Source organism: Curtobacterium sp. UNCCL20 (assembly GCF_900101675.1).
Lineage (GTDB): Bacteria > Actinomycetota > Actinomycetes > Actinomycetales > Microbacteriaceae > Curtobacterium.
Genome location: NZ_FNKG01000004.1, coordinates 384,392 through 404,902 on the forward strand (window position 1 = coordinate 384,392; position 20,511 = coordinate 404,902).

General features: G+C 71.1%; 16 protein-coding genes. 4 read left to right on the forward strand and 12 right to left on the reverse strand.

Translation table 11 applies throughout. The features are described 5' to 3' along the window. Positions 1-25: 25 nt before the first annotated feature. From BLT36_RS17445 to BLT36_RS17465, 5 genes are all read right to left on the reverse strand, one after another. On the reverse strand, positions 26-1,795 hold the full coding sequence (locus tag BLT36_RS17445) for a peptidoglycan D,D-transpeptidase FtsI family protein (protein ID WP_092097061.1): 1,770 nt from the start codon (positions 1,793-1,795) through the stop codon (positions 26-28). Between the two features lie 95 nt (positions 1,796-1,890). Then, positions 1,891-2,553 (reverse strand): cell division protein FtsL, encoded by a 663-nt coding sequence (locus tag BLT36_RS17450; RefSeq protein WP_092097063.1) that lies wholly within the window; start codon positions 2,551-2,553, stop codon positions 1,891-1,893. Position 2,554: 1 nt separating this feature from the next. After that, positions 2,555-3,514 carry a 16S rRNA (cytosine(1402)-N(4))-methyltransferase RsmH gene (rsmH, locus tag BLT36_RS17455; RefSeq protein ID WP_092097064.1) on the reverse strand — a complete coding sequence of 320 codons (960 nt, stop codon included), beginning with the start codon at positions 3,512-3,514 and terminating at the stop codon, positions 2,555-2,557. A 105-nt stretch (positions 3,515-3,619) separates the two neighbouring features. Then, a complete protein-coding gene (gene mraZ, locus BLT36_RS17460) occupies positions 3,620-4,051 on the reverse strand; it encodes a division/cell wall cluster transcriptional repressor MraZ (RefSeq protein ID WP_092097065.1) in 432 nt (143 codons plus the stop codon). Between the two features lie 927 nt (positions 4,052-4,978). Next, positions 4,979-5,377, reverse strand: coding sequence for a DUF3040 domain-containing protein (locus BLT36_RS17465; protein ID WP_092097067.1), 399 nt, complete (start codon positions 5,375-5,377; stop codon positions 4,979-4,981). Between the two features lie 83 nt (positions 5,378-5,460). Between BLT36_RS17465 and BLT36_RS17470 the strand changes: the two genes are divergently transcribed. Then, positions 5,461-6,579 (forward strand): polyprenyl synthetase family protein, encoded by a 1,119-nt coding sequence (locus BLT36_RS17470; RefSeq protein WP_092097068.1) that lies wholly within the window; start codon positions 5,461-5,463, stop codon positions 6,577-6,579. Between the two features lie 147 nt (positions 6,580-6,726). On the opposite strand, the gene BLT36_RS17475 is transcribed toward BLT36_RS17470, so the two are convergent. Continuing rightward, complete coding sequence (locus BLT36_RS17475) at positions 6,727-7,092, reverse strand: Rv2175c family DNA-binding protein (RefSeq protein WP_092097070.1); 366 nt, start codon at positions 7,090-7,092, stop codon at positions 6,727-6,729. 163 nt (positions 7,093-7,255) lie between these two features. Here BLT36_RS17475 and BLT36_RS17480 point away from each other — a divergent pair, with 163 nt between their 5' ends. Beyond that, positions 7,256-8,494 (forward strand): LysM peptidoglycan-binding domain-containing protein, encoded by a 1,239-nt coding sequence (locus BLT36_RS17480; RefSeq protein ID WP_254787721.1) that lies wholly within the window; start codon positions 7,256-7,258, stop codon positions 8,492-8,494. 157 nt (positions 8,495-8,651) lie between these two features. Then, positions 8,652-10,667 (forward strand): Stk1 family PASTA domain-containing Ser/Thr kinase, encoded by a 2,016-nt coding sequence (pknB, locus tag BLT36_RS17485; RefSeq protein ID WP_254787722.1) that lies wholly within the window; start codon positions 8,652-8,654, stop codon positions 10,665-10,667. Between the two features lie 299 nt (positions 10,668-10,966). Here pknB and BLT36_RS17490 read toward each other — a convergent pair whose 3' ends face one another. From BLT36_RS17490 to BLT36_RS17500, 3 genes are all read right to left on the reverse strand, one after another. Next, the gene (locus BLT36_RS17490; protein ID WP_092097324.1) at positions 10,967-12,310 is read right to left on the reverse strand and encodes a class II 3-deoxy-7-phosphoheptulonate synthase; all 1,344 of its coding nucleotides are present in this window, start codon (positions 12,308-12,310) and stop codon (positions 10,967-10,969) included. A 127-nt stretch (positions 12,311-12,437) separates the two neighbouring features. Then, positions 12,438-13,178 carry a lysophospholipid acyltransferase family protein gene (locus BLT36_RS17495; RefSeq protein WP_092097071.1) on the reverse strand — a complete coding sequence of 247 codons (741 nt, stop codon included), beginning with the start codon at positions 13,176-13,178 and terminating at the stop codon, positions 12,438-12,440. Positions 13,179-13,210: 32 nt separating this feature from the next. Further along, complete coding sequence (locus BLT36_RS17500) at positions 13,211-14,164, reverse strand: ROK family glucokinase (protein WP_092097073.1); 954 nt, start codon at positions 14,162-14,164, stop codon at positions 13,211-13,213. 158 nt (positions 14,165-14,322) lie between these two features. On the opposite strand from BLT36_RS17500, the gene BLT36_RS17505 reads away from it, so the two are divergent. After that, positions 14,323-16,170: an AMP-dependent synthetase/ligase gene (locus BLT36_RS17505; RefSeq protein WP_092097326.1), complete on the forward strand. Its 1,848-nt coding sequence runs from the start codon at positions 14,323-14,325 to the stop codon at positions 16,168-16,170. Between the two features lie 132 nt (positions 16,171-16,302). Here BLT36_RS17505 and BLT36_RS19145 read toward each other — a convergent pair whose 3' ends face one another. From BLT36_RS19145 to BLT36_RS17515, 3 genes are all read right to left on the reverse strand, one after another. After that, on the reverse strand, positions 16,303-16,434 hold the full coding sequence (locus tag BLT36_RS19145; protein ID WP_302847122.1) for a hypothetical protein: 132 nt from the start codon (positions 16,432-16,434) through the stop codon (positions 16,303-16,305). Between the two features lie 153 nt (positions 16,435-16,587). Continuing rightward, entirely contained in the window at positions 16,588-17,091 is a 504-nt protein-coding gene (locus tag BLT36_RS17510) for a peptide deformylase (protein WP_092097074.1), read from the reverse strand. 1 nt (position 17,092) lies between these two features. Continuing rightward, complete coding sequence (locus BLT36_RS17515) at positions 17,093-20,503, reverse strand: pyruvate carboxylase (protein WP_092097076.1); 3,411 nt, start codon at positions 20,501-20,503, stop codon at positions 17,093-17,095. Between the last annotated feature and the right edge of the window lie 8 nt (positions 20,504-20,511).

Genomic DNA, 20,511 nt, shown 5'->3' on the forward strand with positions numbered 1-20,511 from the left:
TTCCTCACCACGTGGACGGGACGGCCTACCAGGTTGAGGGGTAGGTCCGTGCCTGCGTCGTGGAGGGGGCTACTCGGTACTTCTCGAGCACCTGGGACATGAGAGTGCGGAACGCCGGAGCCGCTCCACTGGACCACTTGTTGGCCTGCGGCTTCGTGAACGTCACCGTGACAACATACTGGGGGTCCTCGGCGGGTGCCATTCCGGCCACCGACGTGATGCGCTGCGAGCCGTAGCCCTTGGAGCCCTCGGCCACCTCGGCCGTTCCGGTCTTCGCGGCGATGTTGTAGCCGGAGATGGGCTTCATCCCCACCAGGGTGCCGCCTGTGACCACGCTCTGCAGCATGTCGGTCACCTGCGTGGCGGCGTTCGCGGACACGACACGCGTCCCCTGCACGTCGGGCGCGTCGATCGTCTTGCCGTCGGCCGTCTCGCAGCCCTTCACGAAGTGCAGCGGGATCCGGACACCGTCGTTCGCCAGGGTCTGGAAGATGCTCGCGACCTGGACGGCGGTCGTCGAGATGCCCTGGCCGAACATCGAGTTGATGTTCGTCTGCTGGTCCCAGTTCGGGCTCGTGCCGTAGTCCATCGACGGCTGGCCCGGGTAGTCGATCGCCGACTCCGGCTCGAACAGCCCGAACTTCTGCATGTACTCGTACCGCTGCTGCGCGGTCAGCCGGGAGCCCAGCTCCGTGATGCCGACGTTCGACGAGTCGCGGAGGATGCCGGTCAGCGTGAGGTTCTCGGTGGGGTGGAACTCGGAGTCGTGGATCGTGCCGCCCCAGGGGAACGAGCGCGAGTACGGCACGACGGCCTGGTCGGTCGGGCTCGACTTGCCCCGGTCGATGAGCGCAGCGGCGATGGCGGCCTTGATCGTGGAGCCGGGCTCGTACGTCGCCGTCAACGCCCGCGAGCTGTAGGCGCCCTTGTCGGTGGTCGCGTCGACGTCGTTCGGGTCCACCGTCGGGTAGTCCGCCACCGCGAGGAGCTCGCCCGTCTTCACGCTCGTGACCGTCGCGGTCGCCGACTCGGCCTGCAGCTCCTTGGCCGCCGACGCGATCGTCTGCTGCGCCATGTACTGCAGGTCGCTGTCGATCGTCGTCTCGAGCGTCCCGCCGTCCTTGGCCTTCTTCGTGGTCACCGTGCTGCCGGGGAGCTGCACGCCGTCCTCGCCGCGTTCGTAGGTCTCGGAGCCGTTCGAACCCGCCAGGCACTTGTCGTAGGCGTACTCCAGGCCGGCCTGGGCACCGTCCGTGCCCATGAAGCCGGTGAGGTTGCCGGTGGTCGCGGCCGTCGGGTAGACGCGGGACGCCTGCTGCTCCTTGTAGATCCACGGGATCCCGAGCGCCATCACCGCCTCGTAGTGCTTCACGTCGAGCCCCTTGACCAGGTACGCGAAGTCCGACCTCGGGTTCGCGGCGATGTTCTTCTGCATGGTCCCGACGTCGCCACCGGACGCCTTCGCCAGCGCGGCGAGGGCGGTGTCGACCGTGACCTCCTTCACCCGGGTGCCGCCGAGCTTGCCCGTGAACTTCTTCACGAGTCGGGGGGCGGTCGTGATGTTGTAGCGGGTGACGCTGTCGGCGAGTTCGGTGCCGTTCCGGTCGACGATCGAGCCCCGGGTGCCGTAGATCGTCACCGGGATGCTGCGCTTCGCCTTCGACTGCTCGTTGAGGTCGGCGGCCTGCACGACCTGGATGTCCACGAGTCGGATCACGAAGACCGCCACGAGGGCGATCACGGCGATGATCACGACGCTGTAGCGCAGTCGTCGGTTGCGGATCGTCTTCGTCACGCGGTGCGGTCCTTCCCGGGGTGGTGCGGTGGCGCCGGGTGCGGTGGCGCGGAGGTGCTGCGGTGCCCTCGGTCAGGGCTCCACGAGCCCGCAGGTCACCGGGTGGAGGGGGCCTGGAGCTGGTTCGGGTCGGACTCTACGTCGGCGGTGGAGGAAGCCCCGGTCGACGCGCTGGCGGCGGCGGTCTTCTCAGCGTCGGACGTCGACGTCGCCTTCGCGTCGCTGCCCGTCGTGGACCCGCTCTCCTTGCTGCTCGACGTGTCGCCCTGCTTCGCGGCGAGGGGCACGTCGGCCAGCAGCGAGTTCGGCACCTGGTTCTCGGTGCTCGCCGTCGCCTGGTCCGCGACCGCCGGGGTCGGCGTGCCGTACACGCGGCCGGTCTTCGGGTCGAGGTACACCGGCGTCGCGTTCGCGATCATCCCGAGGGCCTGGGCGTTGCGGGCCAGGTTCTGCGGCGAGTCGAGGACGCGCAGTTCCTCGGACAGCGACTGCTGCGTCCGGGCGAGGTTCGTCTGCTCGGTGCCCAGCGAGTTGAGCGTGTAGGCGCCCTGGCTGAGCACCATGCTGATGCCGAGCTGCGCGAGCAGCAGGATGCCGAGCGCAGCGACCGCGACGACGGCGTACGCGATCCGCGGGCGTGCGCGGCGCTGGGCCCTGGTCGGGGTGACCTCGACGAGTTCCGGACGCTCGCGTCGGCTCGGGCGAGGAGCCCGCGACGGTGCGACGGCGGGGTCGATGAGTGCGAGGTTCGTGCTCATGTCACTTCCGGATCCGCTCGGCCGCGCGCAGGCGCACGGGGGTTGCTCGGGGGTTGGCGGCGCGTTCGGCCTCGTCGGCCAGCTCGGCGCCCTTGACGACCAGGGAGAACGTGGGGGCGTGCTCGGGGAGCTCCACCGGCAGGTCCGCCGGGGCGCTCGACTTCGTCCTGGCGGTGAGTGCCCGCTTGACGATCCGGTCCTCGAGCGACTGGTACGACTCGACGACGATCCGGCCACCGACGGCGATCGCGTCGAGCGCTGCCGGGATCGCCCGCTCGAGGACGCTCAGTTCGGCGTTGACCTCGATGCGGAGCGCCTGGAACACCCGCTTGGCGGGGTGTCCCTGGCGCTGGATCGCCACCGGGGTCGCGTCGTGGAGGACCTGGACCAGGTCGCCGGACATCTCGAACGGTGCCGTCGCCCGTCGCTCGACGATCGCCCGGGCGTAGCGGCCGGCGAGCTTCTCCTCGCCGTAGCGCTGGAAGATCCGGCGCAGCTCACCCTCGTCGTAGGTCGCGAGGACGTCGGCTGCGGTCTGCCCCTCGGTCCGGTCCATCCGCATGTCGAGCGGCGCGTCCTGGCTGTACGCGAAGCCGCGCTCGGCCCGGTCGAGCTGCAGTGAACTGACGCCGAGGTCGAACAGGACGCCGTCGACCTCGGTCAAGCCCTCGCCCTCGATCGCCTCGACGATGCCGTCGTACACGGTGTGCACCAGGCGGACGCGGTCACCGAAGCGGGCGAGGCGGTCCCCCGCGATGCCCAGGGCGTCGGTGTCGCGGTCGAGGCCGATCAGGGTCAGCTCCGGGAACCGCTCGAGCAGCCCCTCGGAGTGGCCGCCCATGCCGAGCGTGGCATCGACGACGACCTTGCCGGGGCCCTCGAGGGTCGGCGTGAAGAGGTCGACGATGCGCTCGAGCATCACCGGGGTGTGCGGGAACTTCGGAGTCTCGTTCTCGGCCATGTGCAGCCCCTCGTCTCCTGGGCCGCGGGTCCGGATCCCCATCCATGCGACCTGACACCGGGGAAGGTGTGTCAGGGCGGACGGCTGGGAGTCCCGATCCACGGATCAGAAGATCCCCGGGATCACCTCCTCGTCGTTGTCGGCGAAGCCCTCTTCGACCTCTGCGTAGTAGGCCTCCCACGCGGGGGTCGACCAGATCTCGGCACGGTCACCGCTGCCGATGACCGTCAGGTCCCGCTCGAGCCCCGCGTACTCGCGGAGGTTCTGCGGGATGGTGACGCGGTTCTGCTTGTCGGGCTGTTCCGCGCTCGCTCCGGAGAGGAACAGGCGCATGTAGTCCCGGGTGCGCTTCGAGGTCATCGGAGCAGTGCGGATCCGCTCGTGCAGTTGCTCGAACGTGTCCGCGCTGTAGACGACGACGCAGCGCTCCTGCCCGCGGGTCATCACGAGTCCCCCGGACAGTTCGTCCCGGAACTTGGCGGGGAGGATCACGCGACCCTTCTCGTCGAGCTTCGGGGCATGGGTACCGAGCAGCACGTCGGGCCTCCCCTCCGCTCCACCGGACCGTTGTGTGCACCACTTTACTCCACTCCCCTCCCCAGGCCCAGGAAATCGCTCCCCGAATCGCCATCGTGCCCCGTACTGGGGGCGAGCGAGCCTCTAGAACCTCGGACGATGGCCCGGACTTCCGCGGATCCGCGGGCAGGTGGAGCAGCGTGGAGGAAGTGGAGCGAAGTGGAGGACTTTCGCAGCCTCCGGAGCCCGCGGACGGCGCGGCGGCGCTCCGCACGGTGCGCACCCCGTCACTCGGTGCGGGGTTCCGCGCCCCGTGCGGTGCCACACCCCCGCACCGACCGACGCAGGACGCACCGGGTGGCGAACGTCGCGCCGTGCGTCCGACGTCGCGTCACCACCCGGCACCGCTGCGAGCGACACGTCTCGCGACCTCGGCACAGCCCCCGGCGCCCGCCCGCCCGCGCCCGCGGCGCTCCGCACGGTGCGCGCTCCGTCACTCGGTGCGGGGTTCCGCGGCCCGTGCGGTGCCACAACTCCGCACGGACCGACGCAGGACGCACCGGGTGGCGAACGTCGCGCCGTGCGTCCGACGTCGCGTCACCACCCGACACCGCTGCGAGCGACACGTCTCGCGACCTCGGCACAGCCCCCGGCGCCCGCTCGCCCACGCCCGCGGCGCTCCGCACGGTGCGCGCTCCGTCACTCGGTACGGGGTTCCACGCCCCGTGCGGTGCCACAACCCCGCACGGACCGACGCACGACGCACCGGTTCGCGAACGTCGCACCGTGCGTCCGACGCCGCGTCACCACCCGCCGGCCGGGAGGCCCCTTGCGGCCCCGCCCCGCACCTCCCGTCCGTCCCGCCAGGTGTCCAGGGCACGCGCCCCCGAAACACAGAACGGGGCCGGTCCCGAAGGACCGACCCCGTGGAGGAGTGTGGAGAGCGGGTTAGCTCTGGTCGTTCCGCTTGTCCCAGCGGTCGTTCATCCGGTCCATGAAGGACCCGGACCCGCCGGTGCTCGGACGCGACGGCCCGCCGGACGAGGACCCGCTGGCCCGAGGCGTCTTCGCCTTGGCCTTGGGAGCGCGCATGCCGGGCCGCAGTGCGAACAGCACCCCGGCGAGCATCACGACGAACCCGAGGATCCCGATGAGCGGCTGGCGGAGGACCAACCCGACGATGACGATCGCCACGCCCGCGAGTGCTCCGAGCACGCCGAGCGTGATCGACGTGTAGGACGGTCGTCCCTGGCGGCGTGTGACGCGCGCCACGAAGTCGGAGTCATTCTGGTAGAGGCTCCGCTCCATCTCTTCGAGGAGTCGCTGCTCTTGCTCCGAGAGTGGCATCTGTGTTCCCTCTGTTCCTGGGATCGACGCGTGGTTGAGGTGGGTCGAGTCTACGACTCGACCACTCCACTAGGGTAGGCACTGTGGCTGAGAGTACGCGATTAGTGGACCTCGTCTCGGCGCGGATCGATCGAGCACTGGACGAGCAGCGCGAACGCCTCGCTGCGATCAGTCCCGACCTCGCGCCGTTCGACGAGTACGCACGGGATCTGCTGTCCGGCGGGAAGCGCTTCCGGGCGCTGTTCTGCTACTGGGGATGGCAGTCCGTGGCCGGACGTTCGGGCTCGTTCGACCCGCTGGCGGAGGGCTCCCGGCAGACCACCGCCGAGGCGATCGTCACGGTGGCAGCGGCGCTCGAGGTCTTCCACGCGGCGGCCCTCGTCCACGACGACATCATGGACCGGTCGGACACCCGTCGTGGGCGTCCGGCAGCGCACCGTCGCTTCGAGTCGCTGCACGAGCAGTCCGGCTGGGTCGGTGACCGCGGCCTCTACGGCACGAACTCGGCCCTGCTCCTCGGCGACCTCCTGCTCTCGCTGAGCGACGCGGTCTTCGACGAGGGCCTCGCGCTCCTCGACCCCGCCCGGGCCCGGATCGTCCGCCAGGAGTTCCACACGATGCGCCTCGACGTCACGGCCGGGCAGTACCTCGACGTGCACGAGGAGACCGCGTGGCCGTCCATCGACGAGGCCGAGCACCTCGTCCGGGCGCAGCGCGTCATCGTCTTCAAGTCGGCGAAGTACTCGGTCGAGGCCCCGCTCGTCATCGGCGCGCTGGTGGCCGGGGCGACGGATGCGCAGCTCGAGGGACTCCGGGCCTTCGGCCTCCCCCTCGGCGTGGCCTACCAGCTCCGCGACGACATGCTCGGCGTGTTCGGTGACCCGTCGGTCACCGGCAAGCCCGCCGGCGACGACCTCCGCGAGGGCAAGCGCACCGTCCTCATCGCATCTGCCCGCAAGACGCTGGCGAGCGGCCCCCGGCAGCTCCTCGACGAGCTCCTCGGTGATCCGGACCTCGACGAGGCGCAGGTGCAGATGCTCCGCGCGACCCTCACCGAGTCCGGTGCCGTGGCAGCGGTGGAGCGGTCGATCGACCGGCACGTGCAGCGCGCGAAGGCCGCGATCGAGGCGGCTCCGCTGACCCCGTCGGCGCGCGAGCAACTGGTGTCGCTGGCCGACACGGTCAGCCGCCGGGTCGCGTAGACGCGGCAGACGCCCGAGACCTGACCGACGACGGCCTGGAGGCGCGGTACCGGTTGGCACCGCGCCTCCAGGCCGTCGGTGGGTCCGGTCTCCGGAAGATCCGTGGGTCTGGTCGAGCGCTGGTTCTGGTCGAGCGCTGCGGTCGCGCTACAGGAGCGACTGGGCCACGCGACGGACCTCGGCCTTGCGGCCGGCGCGCAGCGCGGCGATCGGCGAGGTGCCGAGCGCGTCCTCGACGGAGAGCATCCAGCGGACTGCCTCGTCGTCGGAGAAGCCGTTGTCGGCGAGGACCATGAGGGTCCCGCGCACCTCCGGCAGCGGCTCGGCGTCGTCGAGGAACTCGACCGGCACACGGAGGACGCCGTCGACACGGGCGGGCAGCAGCGTCTTCTGCTCGAACAGGCGGTGGATGCGGCCGGGGCTCACCCCGAGGAGGTCCACCAGGTCGGGGACGGTCAGCCACCGCTCGGAAAGGGTCGTGTCATCGATGGGTGCGGCACTCACCTGCCCCATGTTGCCAGAGTGCCGGGGAGCCGGACACCGCCTCGTTCGTCACATTCGTCACACACACAACATCTGACTCTCTGGTTGACTTGGGAATCAGCCCATGCCAGCGTTGCAGCACCTGTGAGTGCGCACGCACGCGCACGGCTCACCGCAAGGACAGGAGACACCCGTGGACAACGCTGCAGACGAAGACGCCCGGCGCGCACGATCCGCCCGGTTCGCCACCATGCCCATCGTCCTCGCCGGGACGATCGCGGTGACCGCGGGACTCACCGGTCCGGTGGCTCACGCCGAGCCCCACCACGAGGACGACAGCAACCACAAGCGGCACGTCGACGACCGCGCCGTCTCGGACCGCAACGTCGGTGACCGTCCCGTCTTCAGCGCCGCGGTCGCCCGCCCGGCCGAGACGACCGTCACCACGGTCGCCGCGACATCGAGGCCCGCCGCCGCCGCGCCCGTCACGTACGTCGTACGCCAGGGCGACACCGTGTCGGGCATCGCCGCCCGCTACGGTCTCTCCGCGCAGGAGGTCCTCGTCCGCAACGGCCTCGGCTGGAACACGATCATCCACCCCGGGCAGACGCTGCACCTGGCGTCGACGCCCGCCGTGCGCACCGCCTCCACGTCGTCGGCGTCCGCCACGGGCAGCTACCACGTGAAGTCGGGCGACACCGTGTCGGGCATCGCGTCCCGCGTCGGCGTGTCGACCTCGGCGCTCCTCAGCGCGAACCGGCTGTCGCAGCGTTCGGTGATCTACCCCGGACAGACGCTCCGGGTGCCGACGGCCGGGTCGAGCGCGCCGGTCGCAGCGTCGTCGGGTTCGTCGTCCGCATCGTCGGCCGCCGCGTCCTCGTCACGCGCCGGCAGCGTGAAGATCGGCACCGGCGACACCATCGCGTCGATCGCCGCCGCGCACGGCGTCTCGGTCTCGTCGCTCCTGTCGGCGAACGGCCTCACCTACACGAGCACGATCTACGCCGGCAAGACGCTCGTGCTCCCGGCGTCGGGCCCGTCGCTCTCCGCCGAACAGCGGGGCAACGCGGCCACGATCATCTCGGTCGGCCGTTCCCTCGGGGTCTCCGACCACGGCATCGTCGTCGCCCTGGCCGCCGCGATGCAGGAGTCAAGCCTCCGCAACCTGTCGCACGGCGACCGCGACTCGGTCGGCCTGTTCCAGCAGCGGCCGAGCCAGGGCTGGGGCTCCGCTGCAGCCCTGCAGGACCCGGCGACCGCAGCGAAGCTGTTCTTCACGGGGAACCCCGGAAAGACCCGCGGCCTGCTCGATGTCGCCGGCTGGTCGTCGATGAACGTGACCACGGCGGCGCAGGCCGTGCAGGTCTCGGCGTACCCGAAGGCGTACGCGCAGTGGGAGAAGACCGCGCAGAGTCTGCTGCGGTCGCTCTGAACCAGGGGGCACGCGCGGCCGCGCTCGCTCCGGCACGCCTGGCCGCGCCCGCGCGCCTGTCCGCCCGGCGGCCCCGCCTCATCCGCAAGATCGAGATTCGGTCACGGCCGGTGCGTCAGTGCGGTTCCGTGCAGTCCCGATTCGTAGAATGCCGCCGATGACCACCAACGCCGCCACGGACCCGATGATCGGTCGCATGATCGATCACCGGTACCGCGTACGCTCCCGCATCGCACGCGGGGGCATGGCGACGGTGTACCTCGCGACCGACGTCCGCCTCGAGCGACGCGTCGCGATCAAGATCATGCACGGGCACCTGGCGGACGACCAGGCCTTCCGGGAGCGCTTCATCCAGGAGGCCCGCTCCGCCGCCCGGCTGTCCCACCCCAACCTCGTCGGCGTGTACGACCAGGGTGCCGAGGACGACACCGCGTACATCGTGATGGAGTACATCCCCGGCATCACGCTCCGGGATCTCCTGCAGGAGCACCACGCCCTCACGCCCGAGCAGGCGACCGACATCCTCCGCGCCGTCCTCGCCGGTCTGGCCTCGGCCCACCGCGCGGGCATCGTGCACCGCGACCTGAAGCCCGAGAACGTCCTGCTCGCCGACGACGGCCGGATCAAGCTCGGCGACTTCGGTCTCGCCCGCGCCTCGACGCAGAACACCGCCACCGGCGCCGCACTCCTCGGCACGATCGCGTACCTCTCCCCCGAGCTCGTCACCCGCGGCGCCGCCGACTCCCGGAGCGACATCTACGCGCTCGGGATCATGCTCTACGAGATGCTCACCGGCGAGCAGCCCTACAAGGGCGAGCAGCCGATGCAGATCGCGTACCAGCACGCGAACGACACCGTGCCCGCGCCGAGCGCCGCCGTGCCGGGTGTCCCGCCGGAGCTCGACGACCTCGTCGCCTGGTCGACCGCGCGGAACCCCGACGACCGGCCGCGCGACGCCCGCGAGATGCTCGACCACATGGCGGGCAACCAGCAGCGCGCCACCGGGCAGTACCGCACCGCCGTGCTGCGCCCCGAGAACGCGACGGCGATCCTCCCGGCCGGCGCGGGGACCCCGGCGTCCGCCGACTCCGGTGACGCGACCACCATCCTCGAGCCCGCTGCGGCGCAGCAGCCGGCCGCACGCCCCGGACGGAACACGCCCGGGCCCCGGCGCACCGGTTCGCAGCCCGGAGCGCTCTCCCCCGCCGGGCAGCGTCTCGCCGACAAGTCAGCGAAGCGCCGGAAGCGCGGCTGGATCGTCCTGGCGATCGTGGTCTTCCTCGCGATCGTCGGCGGCACCATCGGCTGGGCGCTCGGCCCGGGTCCGTGGGGCAACGTCCGGATCCCCGAGGTCGCCGGCAAGTCGATCTCCCAGGCACGCCAGCTGCTCGAGGCACAGGGCCTGCACACCGCGAAGGCGACGAGCACGCGGTTCGACGCGGTCGTCGCGAAGGGGCAGGTCTCGACCACGAAGCCCGCCGCGAAGCGCGAGGTCCGGAAGGGCACCTCGGTGCAGATCGTCGTGTCGAACGGCCCGAAGATGATCGCCTTGCCCGCCATCGTCGGGCAGCCGATCTCCACCGTCACCGCGGCACTCGACGACGACTTCCAGCTGCAGGACGACCAGTACCAGTTCTCCGCCGACGCCCCGAAGGACACCGTCGTCGCCGCGACGGGCCTCGGCACCGACGGCACGACCGTCGACCTGTCGAAGGTCGAGACCTACGGTGAACGCGGCCCGGTCACCCTGACGGTGTCGCTCGGTCCGGTGCCCGACGTCGTCGGGAAGAACGTCGACCAGGCGACCGCAGCCCTCGATGCCGTCGACCTCACGCTGGGGTCCCAGGACGCCCGGTTCGACGACGACGTCCCGGAGGGACAGATCATCTCCGCGAAGGCCCAGGACGACCCAGCGGTCAAGGGCACCGCGATCGACGTCGTCGTGTCGAAGGGCCCGACGCCGATCACCCTGCCGGACGTGCACGGCAAGACCATCAACGAGGCCACCTCGACGCTCGACAACCTCGGGCTGAAGGTCGTCGTCCCCGACTGCACGAACATCCTCTGCGGCTTCTACGACTGGAAGTCGTCGCTGCCGGTGTCCTCGACGGACCCGGTCGCGGGCACCACCGTGCACCGCGGCGACACCATCACGCTCGCCTACGAGCAGTAGGCGGCCAGCCGCGCGCCGCCGGCCGCGGGCCGCGCGCCAGCCGCGCGCCGAGTCTCGGCCTGAGCGACAGTTCTCGTGCCGTCAGGCGCGAGGAGTGTCGCCTACCCCGAGTCTCGCGGCCCGGCCCGCGGGACCCGTGACGGGCACGAGACGCGCGCCCACGACGGACTGGAGGCACGGTGCCAGCTGGCACCGTGCCTCCAGTCCGTCAGTGCGGAGCCGAGTCTCGGGCTGGGCGACAGGTCTCGTGGACCGGCCCGCGAAACCTGTCGCTGGCCCCGAGTCTCGGCGCGGAGCCCCTACGCGCGCACGTACGGGTGCGCGCCGAGCTCCTCGGCCACGAGGAACGCGAGCTCGAGTGACTGCATGTGGTTGAGGCGCGGGTCGCACAGGGACTCGTAGCGGGTCGCGAGGGTCGCCTCGTCGATCTGCTCCGAGCCGCCCAGGCACTCCGTCACGTCGTCGCCTGTGAGCTCGACGTGCATGCCGCCCGGGTACGTGCCGACCTCGCGGTGGGCCTCGAAGAAGCCGAGGACCTCGTCCACGACGTCGTCGAAGCGGCGCGTCTTGTAGCCCGTCGGCGTCGTGAGCCCGTTGCCGTGCATCGGGTCCGTGACCCACAGCGGGTTGGCGTCCATGCCCTTGATCGCCTCGAGCAGCTTGGGCAGCTCGCCGCGGATCTTGCCGGCCCCCATGCGGGTGATGAACGTCAGTCGGCCGGGCTCGCGGTTCGGGTCGAGCTTGTCGACCAGGGCCTTCATGTCGTCCACCGTGGTCGTCGGGCCGAGCTTCACGCCGATCGGGTTCCGGACGCGCGACAGGAAGTCCACGTGGGCGCCGTCGAGGTCGCGGGTGCGCTCACCGATCCAGATGAAGTGCCCGGAGGTGTCGTACGCCTGGCCGGACCGGGAGTCGATCCGGGTCATCGGCCGCTCGTAGTCCATGAGCAGCCCCTCGTGCGAGGCGTAGAACTCGACGTGCTTCAGCTCGTCGAAGTCCGCACCGCAGGCGTCCATGAAGCGGATGGCGCGGTCGATCTCCTGCGCGAGGTGCTCGTAGCGGGCGTTCGCCGGGTTCGACGCGAAGCCCTTGTTCCACGAGTGCACCTGCCGGAGGTCGGCGAAGCCGCCCTGGGTGAAGGCACGGACGAGGTTCAGGGTCGACGCGGCCGTGTGGTAGCCCTGCACGAGGCGACGGGGGTCGGCCTGGCGCGACTCCGGCGTGAAGTCGTAGCCGTTCACGATGTCGCCGCGGTACGCCGGCAGCGTGACGTCGCCGCGGGTCTCGAAGTCGCTGGAGCGCGGCTTGGCGAACTGCCCCGCCATGCGGCCCATCTTGATGACGGGCGTTGACGCGCCGTACGTCAGCACGACGGCCATCTGCAGGATCGTCTTCACCCGGTCGCGGATCGAGTCGGCGGTGGCACCGGCGAAGGTCTCCGCACAGTCACCGCCCTGCAGCAGGAAGGCACGGCCCTGCGCGGCGGCGGCGAGCCGTTCGCGGAGCTTGTCGACCTCGCCCGCGAAGACGAGCGGCGGCAGCGCGGCGATCTCCGCCGAGGCCGCATCGGCAGCGGCGGGGTCCGGCCAGGTCGGCTGCTGCTTGATCGGGAGCGTCCGCCAATAGTCGAGGCCCTCGGTCACGTCCGGATCCTGCAGGGCGACGAAGTCGGGCGACTCGAACAAGGGCGTTACCTCGGTGTTCTGGTGGAGAGGGCCGCGTGGACGGGTCCACCGCGGCCGTGCCGGCGGTTGCCGGGACCTTCGAATCCTAACGTGCGGACGTGCCGCGCCCATTCCTCGTGACCTTGCCCCGCAGGACCTGCTCCCGCGCCGTGCTCGCGCGCTCCTTGACGCTCGTCGCGTACACGTCGACGTACTCCTGGCGGCTCAGCCCGGCGAGGGCGTGCATGACCTCGTCGGTGACGCTCCGGAGGATGAAGCGGTCGGTCTCGAAACCCTCGAAGCGGGAGAAGTCCAACGGCTTCCCGAACACGACGCCGACGCGCTTGAACTTCGGGATGCGCTGCCCGATCTGCTGTACCTCTCGGGTGCCGACCATGGCGACGGGGATGACGGTGACCCGGCCCTCGAGGATCATCCGGGCGATGCCGGTGCGACCGCGGTAGAGGTTGCCGTCCGGGCTGCGCGTGCCCTCGGGGTAGATGCCGAGCTGCTCGCCGCGGGCCAGCACCTGCAGGCCGGCGCGGAGCGACGCCTCGGACGCCTTGCCACCGGAGCGGTCGATCGGCAACTGTCCGATCGCGTTGAAGAACGTCTTGGTCGCCCAGCCCTTCAGCCCACGACCGGTGAAGTAGTCGCTCTTCGCCAGGAACGACACCCGCCGGTCGAGCACGGCGGGGAGGATCACCGAGTCGATGAACGAGATGTGGTTCGACGCGAAGATCACCGGCCCCTTGGCGGGGACGTACTCGCGCCCGACGACCCACGGCCGGAACAGGGTGAGGATGAGCGGACCGAGCAGGAAGTTCTTCAGCAGCCAGTAGGTCATCGTCGACTCCTCAAACGCTTCGGGGGCAGACCCTACGCCGTGCGGGCGTGGATCCGTGCGAGGTCGGCCGCGCCGACGACGCCGGCGTCGTTGACGAGCTCCGCGATGACGAAGTCGGGCTCCGGGTGGTAGCCGCGGGCCGGCAGGTTGCTGAGGTACGCCTGCTTGATCGGGTCGAGCAGCCGGTCCCCCGCACTCGCGACGCCGCCGCCGAAGACGAACAGCTGCGGGTCGAGCACGGCGGAGAGCGACGCGCAGGCTTCGCCGAGGTGGCGGCCGAGGCGGCGCAGCGCTGCGAGGGCACCCGGGTCGTCGGCCAGGATGAGGTCGCCGACGATGCGGCCGTCGAGCTCGCCACCGTTCTCCTCGCGCGCGGTGGCCAGCGCCAGGCCGATGCCGCCCGCGTCCGCGACGTCGTTCGCCATCCGCTGCAGGGCACGCCCCGAGCCGTACTGCTCGATGCACCCGCGGGCGCCGCAGCCACAGGGCAGGCCGTTCGGCACGATGCGGAGGTGCCCGATCTCGCCGCCGGTACCGAAGCCACCGCGGAACAGGCGGTCCTCGGTGACGATCGCGCCACCGACGCCGGTGCCGATCGTGAGCATGGTCATGTCGGACACGAGCCGACCGGCGCCGAAGCGGAACTCCGCCCAGCCCGCCGCGTTCGCGTCGTTGTCGACCGTGATGTGGATGTCGCCGATGCGCTGCTGCAGCTTCTGCCGCAGCGGCTCGTTCCGCCACCGGATGTTCGGCGTGTAGTAGACGATCGACTGCGAGGCGTCGATGAACCCCGGGGCGGCGACGCCGACGGCGCTCACCTCGTTCGCGGCGCGCAGTCGCGAGACCATCGCGACCACGTCGTCGAGCATGGCGTCCGGGTCCGCAGCGTTGGTGGCCACCCGGTCCTCGGCGAGGATCTCGCCCAGTTCCGTGACGACCGCACCCGCGATCTTGGTGCCCCCGATGTCGATTCCGATGGCGTGCACGAGGATCGAGCCTACCGGTTCCGCGCCTGCTCACGGAACGGGCGTCGCTCGCGTGCGTCGCCACCGCACACGGAACCCTCGGCGTTCCGCCCTATGCTGGCGGTGTGGCCTCGACGATGAGGCACACTCGAATCGAACCGGCCGACAAGGGAGTCACCGTGAACGATCAGCGGCACCCAAGCCCCATCACCGCACCTGACCACGGGTCGGCAGCACGGCTGCTCTCCGACCGGGCCCGGAAGACACCGGACCGGCCGATCCTGGCCCAGCGCCACGGTGACACCTGGACGCCGATCACCGCCGCCGAGACCCTCGCCCGGGTCCGCGGCATCGCCAAGGGCTTCGTCGCCGCCGGCCTCGCACCCGGCGCGCACGTCGCGATCCTGTCGCGGACCCGCCTCGAGTGGACGCTCGTCGACTTCGCCGTGTGGACCGCCGGCCTGGTGTCGATCCCCGTCTACGAGACGAGTTCCGCCGACCAGGTGCGCCACATCCTGTCCGACTCCGAGGCGGTGGCCATCGTCGTCGAGCAGGAGGAGCACGCCCGTCGGGTGGCGTCGATCGCCCCGGACCTGCCGCACCTCGGCCAGCACTGGACGATCGACGGCGGCGGCCTCGACGACCTGACGCGCCTCGGCGAGGACGTCACCGACGCCGAGCTCGACGCCCGCACGGCCGACGTGCACGGCCACGACGACGCGACGATCATCTACACCTCGGGCACCACCGGTCGGCCGAAGGGCTGCGTGCTCCGCCACGACAACTTCACCGCCACGGTCGAGGGCGCCTCCGAGGCGATGCCCGAGGTCGTCGCCGACGACGCCTCGACGCTGTTGTTCATCCCGATGGCCCACGTCTTCGCCCGGTTCATCGCGGCGATGAGCGTGTCCGCCGGAGTCCTCGTCGGCCACGAGCCGGACACGAAGGACCTCATGCACGCCGTGTCGACCTTCAAGCCGTCGTTCCTGCTCGCCGTCCCGCGCGTCTTCGAGAAGATCTACAACTCGGCCGAGCAGAAGGCGGACCTCAGCGGCCGCGGCAACGTCTTCCGCGCCGCGGCCCGGACCGCGGTCGCGCACTCCGAGGCGCTCGCGAAGGGCCGCGTCCCGCTCGGGCTCGCCCTGAAGTACAAGGTGTTCGACAAGCTCGTCTACGCCAAGCTCCGCGACGCGATCGGCGGCCGGGTCCGGTACGCGATCAGCGGTTCCGCGCCGCTCTCCCCGCGGCTGTCGCACTTCTTCCGGTCCATCGGCGTGCTCATCCTCGAGGGCTACGGCCTCACCGAGACGACCGCGCCCGCCACCGTGAACCGTGCCGGCGAACTCCGCATCGGCAGCGTCGGACGTGCTCTGCCGGGCGTCGAGATCCGGATCGCCGACGACGACGAGATCCTGATCCGCGGCGTCGACGTCTTCGACCGCTACTGGCGGAACGACGAGGCGACCGCGAAGGCCCTCGTCGACGGCTGGTTCCGCACCGGCGACCTCGGCCGACTGGACGGCGACGGCATCCTCACCGTCACCGGGCGCGCCAAGGAACTCATCGTCACCGCGAGCGGCAAGAACGTCGCCCCGGCACCGCTCGAGGACGGCATCCGGGAGCACCCGATCATCGGGCAGGTGGTCGTCGTCGGCGAGGGCAAGCCGTTCATCGCCGCGCTCGTCACGCTCGACCGCGAGATGCTGCCCGGGTGGTGCGAGAGCCGGGGCATCTCCCCCGCCCTGTCCGCGCACGAGGCGGCGTACGACGAGCGCGTCCACCAGGCCGTGCAAGAGGCGATCGACGCCGCCAACCAGCGGGTCTCCCGTGCCGAGTCGGTGCGGTCGTTCACGATCCTCGACACCGAGCTCACCGAGGCGTCCGGGCACCTCACGCCGAAGCTCACGATCAAGCGGCCGGTCATCATGAAGGACTTCGCCGCCGACGTGGAGCACATCTACTCCGGCTCCAAGGTGCAGACCACCGCGACACCCGTCGTCGAGACGCGTCGCCGCGACCGCGCGTAGCGGCGAACGCACGACGCAACGGCCTGGAGGCCCGGTGCCGGTCCGTGGGACCGGCACCGGGCCTCCAGGCCGTCACCGTGCGCGCGGGGCGCGACCCGCCGTCCGGTCGTCGTCGACCCGGCGGATCTGCGGTCACGCCTCCGGCGTCTGCTCCGTGGCGGGTGCGTCGAGGACGGCCGTCGAGGCGGTCGTGGCCGGCAGCTCGGACGGCCGGCGGTTGGTGCGGGTGCGGTGCGAGCTGAGCTCGTCGTTCTGACTGGTCATGCGGGGTCCTGGGGTGGTGGGAACGATGCCGGGTGGGAAGCCGACAGCAGCACGGTACCCCTTCGTCAGGACAAAGCAACAATCCCACGAAGGGGTGTCACGGGAAGTTCACGAACCGCGAACGCCGTTGACGGGTGGACGGCCGCCGTGGCCTCAGTGGAACCAGTCCTGCGAGCGGATGTCGCGGAGGGCCTGACGGCGGATCTCCGGGTCGAGCGTCATCACGTAGACGGTGCCGGCGAGGTGGTCGACCTCGTGCTGCAGCGCCTCCGCCATGAGCCCGGTGCCCTCGAGCACGACCTCGTTCCCGTCGACGTCGACGCCCCGCACCTTGGCGTACGGGGACCGGCGCGTCGGGTACGCGAGGCCGGGCACGGAGAGGCACCCCTCGTCCATCAGCTCGGGCTCGCCGGAGACCTCGACGACCGTCGGGTTGAGGACGTAGCCGACCTCGCCGTCGACGTTGTACGAGAACGCGCGGAGCCCGACACCGATCTGCGGCGCCGCGACGCCGGCACGCCCGGGCTCCTTGACGGTGTCGAGCAGGTCCTGCACGAGGTCGCGGACGCCCTGCGAGCCGAGGGCCTCGGGACGGATCGGGTCCGCCGGCGAACGGAGGACGGGGTCGCCGAAGAGGCGGATGGGACGGACGGTCACGTTACTGCAGCACCACCAGGAGGTCGCCGGCGTCCACCTGCTGGGTCACCGGGATCGCGAGACGGCCGACGGTGCCCGCAACGGGCGCCGTGATGGCCGCTTCCATCTTCATCGCCTCGATGCTCGCCACGGCCGCACCGGCCTCGACGACGTCACCGACGGCGACCTTGAGCGTCACGACACCGGAGAACGGCGCCGCGACGTGCTTCGGGTCGGACTTGTCCGCCTTCTCGGCGGCCTTCGTCTCGACCTCGACCGAACGATCACGGACGGAGACCGGGCGGAGCTGCCCGTTCATCGTCGCCATGACGGTCCGGATGCCCTTCTCGTCGACCTCGCCGATCGCCTCGAGCCCGACGAACAGGTTCACGCCCCGGCCGAGCGGCACGGTGTGCTCCTGTCCCGGGCGGAGGCCGTAGAGGTAGTCGACGGTGGGGACGACGGAGAGGTCGCCGTACTGCTCGCGGACGGCGTCGAACTGCTTCGTCGGCTGCGGGAAGAGCAGGCGGTTGAGTGCGCGCTGGCGGTCCTTGCCGGGCACCTGGAGGTGCGGACGTTCGTCGTCCGGCACCGGTGCGATCTCCAGCCGGACGTCGCGCCCCTCGAGCACCTTCGACCGGAACGGCTCCGGCCAGCCACCGGGCAGGTCGCCGAGCTCGCCGGCCATGAAGCCGACGACGGAGTCCGGGATGTCGTACTTCTGCGGGTTCTGCTCGAAGTCCACCGGGTCGGCCCCGACGGCGGCGAGCTGCAGTGCGAGGTCGCCGACGACCTTGGACGACGGTGTGACCTTCGTCGGGCGGCCGAGGATCCGGTTCGCCTCGGCGTACCAGTCCTCCACCTGCTCGAAGCGGTCGCCGAGCCCGAGCGCGATGGCCTGCTGCCGGAGGTTCGACAGCTGGCCCCCGGGGATCTCGTGCTTGTACACGCGGCCGGTCGGCCCGGGGAGCCCGGACTCGAACGGTGCGTAGGCGCGGCGGACGGCCTCCCAGTACGGCTCGAGGTCGCCGACGGCGGTCAGGGAGAGGCCGGTGTCGCGCTCGGTGTGCGCCAGCGCCGCCACCAGGGCGGACATGCTCGGCTGGCTCGTCGTGCCGGCCATCGGCGCCGCAGCGACGTCGACGGCGTCCGCTCCGGCGCGGGCCGCCGCGAGCAGGGTCGCGAGCTGGCCACCGGCGGTGTCGTGGGTGTGCACGTGCACGGGCTGGTCGAAGCGCTCGCGGAGCGCGGTGACGAGCTTCTCGGCGGCGCCGGCGCGGAGGAGTCCGGCCATGTCCTTGATGCCGATGACGTGCGCGCCGGCGTCGACCATCTGCTCCGCCAGACGGAGGTAGTAGTCGAGCGTGTACAGCTCTTCCGCCGGGTCGAGCAGGTCGGCCGTGTAGCAGAGCGCAGCCTCGGCGACGGCGGTCCCCGTCGCGAGCACGGCTTCGAGTGCGGGCCGGAGCTGGCTGACGTCGTTCAGGGCATCGAACACGCGGAAGACGTCGACACCCGTCGCGGCGGCCTCGGCGACGAAGGCGTCCGTCACCTCGGTCGGGTACGGGGTGTAGCCGACGGTGTTCCGGCCGCGCAGGAGCATCTGGATCGGGATGTTCGGCATCGCCTCGCGCAGGGACGCCAGGCGCTCCCACGGGTCCTCGCCGAGGAACCGGAGCGCGACGTCGTAGGTCGCCCCACCCCAGGCCTCCGTGCTGAGCAGCTGCGGGGTGAGCCGAGCGACGTGCGGGGCCACCGCGACGAGGTCCTTCGTGCGGACGCGCGTGGCGAGGAGCGACTGGTGGGCGTCGCGCATCGTCGTCTCGGTGACCGCCAGCGCAGTCTGTGCGCGGAGGGCCTTCGCCCACTCGGCCGGGCCGACCTCGCGGAGGAGGTCGCGCTGCCCCGCCGGCACCGGCGTGCCCAGGTCGACGACGGGCAGCTTCTCGCTCGGCTCCACCGTCTGCGGGCGACGCTCGCCGTTCGGCTTGTTCACCGTGACGTCGGCGAGCCAGTTGAGGACCTTCGTGCCGCGGTCCTTCGAGACGTGGCCGCTGAACAGTTGCGGGCGCTCCTCGATGAACTTCGTCGAGACGTCACCGCGAGCGAAGTCCGGGTCCTCGAGCACGGCCTGCAGGAACGGGATGTTCGTCGACACGCCCCGGATGCGGAACTCGGCGAGGGCGCGCTTCGCACGGGCCACCGCCGCCGGGAAGTCCCGCCCGCGGCAGGTCATCTTCGCGAGCATCGAGTCGAAGTGGGGGCTGATCTGCGCACCCGTGGCGACGGTGCCGCCGTCGAGGCGGACACCCGCGCCGCCGGGGCTGCGGTACGTGGTGATCCGTCCGGTGTCGGGGCGGAAGCCCTGCGTCGGGTCCTCCGTCGTGATGCGGGTCTGCAGCGCGGCGCCGTGCACCTGGACGGCGTCCTGCGTCAGGCCGAGGTCGGCGAGCGTCTGCCCGGCGGCGATGCGCATCTGCGACTGCACCAGGTCGACGTCCGTGACCTCTTCCGTCACGGTGTGCTCGACCTGGATGCGCGGGTTCATCTCGATGAAGACGTGCTGCCCCTCGCGCTCCCCCTCGGTGTCGAGCAGGAACTCGACGGTGCCGGCGTTCACGTAGCCGATCGACCGGGCGAAGGCGACGGCGTCGCGGTGCAGCGCCCGGGCGATGCCTGGGTCGAGGTTCGGCGCCGGAGCGATCTCGACGACCTTCTGGTTCCGCCGCTGCACCGAGCAGTCGCGCTCGAACAGGTGGATCGTGCCCTCGTCCGTGCCGGTGGCGTCGGCGAGGATCTGGACCTCGATGTGCCGCGGCCGGATCACGGCCTGCTCGAGGAACATCGTCGGGTCGCCGAAGGCGCTGTCGGCCTCGCGCATCGCCTCTTCCAGCGCCGCACGCAGCTCGGGCTTCGTCTCCACCCGGCGCATGCCACGCCCACCGCCGCCGGCGACGGCCTTCGCGAACACCGGGAACCCGATCGCGTCCGCGCCGGCGATCAGCTCGTCGATGTCACGGCTCGCCGGGGTGCTCGCGAGGACCGGGACACCGGCCGCGATCGCGTGCTCCTTCGCGGTGACCTTGTTGCCGGCCATCTCGAGGACGTGCTCGCCGGGGCCGATGAACGTGATGCCGTTCGCCGCCGCGGCCGCCGCGAGCTCGGGATTCTCGGACAGGAAGCCGTAGCCCGGGTAGATCGCGTCGGCACCGGACTCGAGCGCCACGCGGACGATCTCGGACACGTCGAGGTACGCCCGGACGGGGTGTCCGCGCTCCCCGATCAGGTACGCCTCGTCCGCCTTGAGACGGTGCAGCGAATTGCGGTCCTCGTACGGGTAGACGGCGACGGTCTTCGCCCCCAGCTCGTACGCGGCACGGAATGCACGGATGGCGATCTCGCCACGATTGGCGACCAGGATCTTGCTGAACACGAGGTGCC

Bases quoted from the DNA above. Each gene is read 5' to 3' on its own strand.
- BLT36_RS19145 (WP_302847122.1), bottom strand. From the start codon at position 16,434: ATGACCAGTCAGAACGACGAGCTCAGCTCGCACCGCACCCGCACCAAC.
- rsmH (WP_092097064.1), bottom strand. From the start codon at position 3,514: ATGGCCGAGAACGAGACTCCGAAGTTCCCGCACACCCCGGTGATGCTC.
- pknB (WP_254787722.1), top strand. From the start codon at position 8,652: ATGACCACCAACGCCGCCACGGACCCGATGATCGGTCGCATGATCGAT.
- BLT36_RS17465 (WP_092097067.1), bottom strand. From the start codon at position 5,377: ATGCCACTCTCGGAGCAAGAGCAGCGACTCCTCGAAGAGATGGAGCGG.
- BLT36_RS17450 (WP_092097063.1), bottom strand. From the start codon at position 2,553: ATGAGCACGAACCTCGCACTCATCGACCCCGCCGTCGCACCGTCGCGG.
- BLT36_RS17495 (WP_092097071.1), bottom strand. From the start codon at position 13,178: ATGACCTACTGGCTGCTGAAGAACTTCCTGCTCGGTCCGCTCATCCTC.
- BLT36_RS17475 (WP_092097070.1), bottom strand. From the start codon at position 7,092: ATGGGGCAGGTGAGTGCCGCACCCATCGATGACACGACCCTTTCCGAG.